The organism is Streptococcus sp. SK140, assembly GCF_000259525.1.
Lineage (GTDB): Bacteria > Bacillota > Bacilli > Lactobacillales > Streptococcaceae > Streptococcus.
The window spans coordinates 1-2,761 of the sequence record NZ_AJML01000041.1 but is presented as its reverse complement, the minus strand read 5'-3'; the positions used below and the strand labels follow the sequence as shown (position 1 = coordinate 2,761).

Annotated in this window: 4 protein-coding genes; all 4 read left to right on the top strand. The window is 34.7% G+C overall.

What is annotated here, in order from left to right:
- Positions 1-959 precede the first annotated feature (959 nt).
- The 4 genes from HMPREF1116_RS10895 (at position 960) to secE (ending at position 2,669) form a co-directional block, all read left to right on the top strand.
- A complete protein-coding gene (locus HMPREF1116_RS10895) occupies positions 960-1,328 on the top strand; it encodes a hypothetical protein (protein ID WP_000853146.1) in 369 nt (122 codons plus the stop codon).
- A gap of 136 nt (positions 1,329-1,464) precedes the next feature.
- Positions 1,465-2,157: a phosphoglycerate mutase gene (locus tag HMPREF1116_RS10890; RefSeq protein WP_000240127.1), complete on the top strand. Its 693-nt coding sequence runs from the start codon at positions 1,465-1,467 to the stop codon at positions 2,155-2,157.
- A gap of 173 nt (positions 2,158-2,330) precedes the next feature.
- Positions 2,331-2,483 carry a 50S ribosomal protein L33 gene (gene rpmG, locus HMPREF1116_RS10885; protein ID WP_001809375.1) on the top strand — a complete coding sequence of 51 codons (153 nt, stop codon included), beginning with the start codon at positions 2,331-2,333 and terminating at the stop codon, positions 2,481-2,483.
- Positions 2,484-2,492: 9 nt separating this feature from the next.
- Positions 2,493-2,669 carry a preprotein translocase subunit SecE gene (secE, locus tag HMPREF1116_RS10880; RefSeq protein WP_001211016.1) on the top strand — a complete coding sequence of 59 codons (177 nt, stop codon included), beginning with the start codon at positions 2,493-2,495 and terminating at the stop codon, positions 2,667-2,669.
- Positions 2,670-2,761 lie beyond the last annotated feature (92 nt).

The window sequence follows — 2,761 nt, the reverse complement described above, 5'->3', positions numbered from 1 at the left end:
CTAGATAAATTGAGTGTAAAAGAATATGAGGATCCCTTTAGGGATAGTGGTAAGTAATACTCACGCCTCTTTAAGAGGCAAGTGACGAGTCAAGAGCAATAGAGCTTGAACAACGTGAAAGCCAGCGTCTTTAGACGCTGGCTGGTAATTTGGGCTTATAGACCTGGTATGGTGGTTATGATTTCAAATACTCGTTTTACTATTTGAAGTCAGATAAATTAAATTTTTTTCTGATAACGATATCTCAGAAAAATTGCAGAATGAAGATTAGTCAACAATTTATTAATACTATAGTGGATTGAAATAAGATGTGAACAAAGAGATTAGGAAAGTCAAATTAATTTCTAAAAACGCTTTAGAATCCTTGTCGTACTATTCTAGGTTCAATCCACTGTAGTTGTATAGTTCTATCAGAAACGATCAAAAGCACTAAATTAAATCTGAGTAAGGCATAGAACAAGAAAACGGATATTTAACTCAGATAGTCTTACATAAGAGTGTAAACCGCCAAAATAGAAAATATAAACAGTTAGAAAATCTAGAAGATAATCGAGATTGAGAATGAAACTGACTTGTAACTAAAGTCAACCTCTAAAATAATAGGATAATCAAAAAAATAAATGATGAGTATAATCTAAACTAATAAATGGGGAATACTAACGATTAGCAACAAATCTAATGATAAATACTTCTCTACTAATTAGAAGTAAGTTATATATAGATTCTGATTTGAGTGGGCATATTTCACGAGGTTATGAAAAAAATGGATTACTCGAACGACTGGACATAATGTAAAATAACAAGTAAAAAATAGAACTATAAAACTTGAAATATCACTAGTTTGATTCGTATAGAGAGCCAGTAAAGGAATCACAATTCCATACCAGACTGGTAAAAACTTTAAATAAAAACTAAAATATGGTAAAATAACGATTAAATAAAATTTTTAGGAGACATTTATGAAGACAAAAACACTTGCACAAGTTGATGGAATTATTGGGATCATTGCAGGAGCTGTTTTAGCAATTTTACCAGTCGTTATCGTTATGATTGCAGCTATTTCTGAAAATGAAGATTTTGCGGGAGTTGTTTTGGGAATTGTTTTCCTTGTTTTTACTTTAGTAAAAATCGCAACTCTAATCCTAGGAATTCTCACTCTTGTCTACTACAAGGATGACAAGCGTATCTCACTTGCTCCGTCTATCTTATTTATCGTTGGATCGGTAGTAGCATTGATTCCGTTCTTGGGATGGATCGGTGGAATTATCCTCATCATTGGAGGAGCGCTATACTTGTCAAGCATAAAACATTTTCAAATCGAAGGATAGTTCTATATTAAAAGAGAAGAGTCAAGAAGTCTCTTCTCTTTTTTGATTGATTTTGACTAGCTTTTTTGTGAAAAATTGTGTAAAATAGAATAGATAAACGAGGGGAACCTCGGAAAATAAAAGGAGTATCCATCAAATGGTAAAATTGGTTTTTGCTCGCCACGGTGAGTCTGAATGGAACAAAGCTAACCTTTTCACTGGTTGGGCTGATGTTGATTTGTCTGAAAAAGGAACACAACAAGCGATTGACGCTGGTAAATTGATCAAAGAAGCTGGTATCGAATTTGACCAAGCTTACACTTCAGTATTGAAACGTGCAATCAAAACAACTAACTTGGCTCTTGAAGCATCTGACCAATTGTGGGTTCCAGTTGAAAAATCATGGCGCTTGAACGAACGTCACTACGGTGGTTTGACTGGTAAAAACAAAGCTGAAGCAGCTGAACAATTTGGTGATGAACAAGTTCACATCTGGCGTCGTTCATACGATGTATTGCCTCCAGCAATGGATCGCGACGATGAGCACTCAGCTCACACTGATCGTCGTTACGCTTCACTTGACGACTCAGATATCCCAGATGCTGAAAACTTGAAAGTGACTTTGGAACGTGCCCTTCCATTCTGGGAAGATAAAATCGCTCCAGCTCTTAAAGATGGTAAAAACGTATTCGTAGGAGCACACGGTAACTCAATCCGTGCTCTTGTAAAACACATCAAAGGTTTGTCAGACGACGAAATCATGGATGTAGAAATCCCTAACTTCCCACCATTGGTATTCGAATTTGACGAAAAATTGAACGTAGTTTCTGAATACTACCTTGGTAAATAAGAAACATAAAGCCTAGGATGATTCCTAGGTTTTTTCAATTTCTAAATAATTCGGTACGATCTTGAAAGAAAGCCATATCTGATGATTTTAAAGTGAAAAATTTAAGAATTCAAAAAAGAATTTAACTTGTCAAAGCAGAGGTTTATTGTTATAATAGGTAAGATGGAGGCGTTATGGCACTTAAAAAAGCAAGTCTAGCCTGTGCGGTTTGTGGTTCTAGAAACTATTCAATCAAAATTAGTGGAAATCCAAAACCAACACGCTTAGAAGTAAATAAATTTTGTAAACACTGTGGCAAGTACACCACACACCGAGAAACGAGATAGGAGAAAACGATGCGTTTTATTAAGGACATTTTTAAACTTCTTAAAGAAACAACTTGGCCGACTCGCAAGGAAAGTTGGTTAGATTTTAAATCTATCATGGAATACACTGCTTTCTTTGTAGTGATGATTTATATTTTTGACCAATTGATTGTTAGCGGATTGATTCGTTTTATTAATATTTTTTAAAATAAGCTAAGAAAAAGATCTAGTCGCTGAAATTCTTCAGTTAGGAAAGGAAAAAACATGGATAGTTTTGATAAAGGATGGTTTGTGCTACA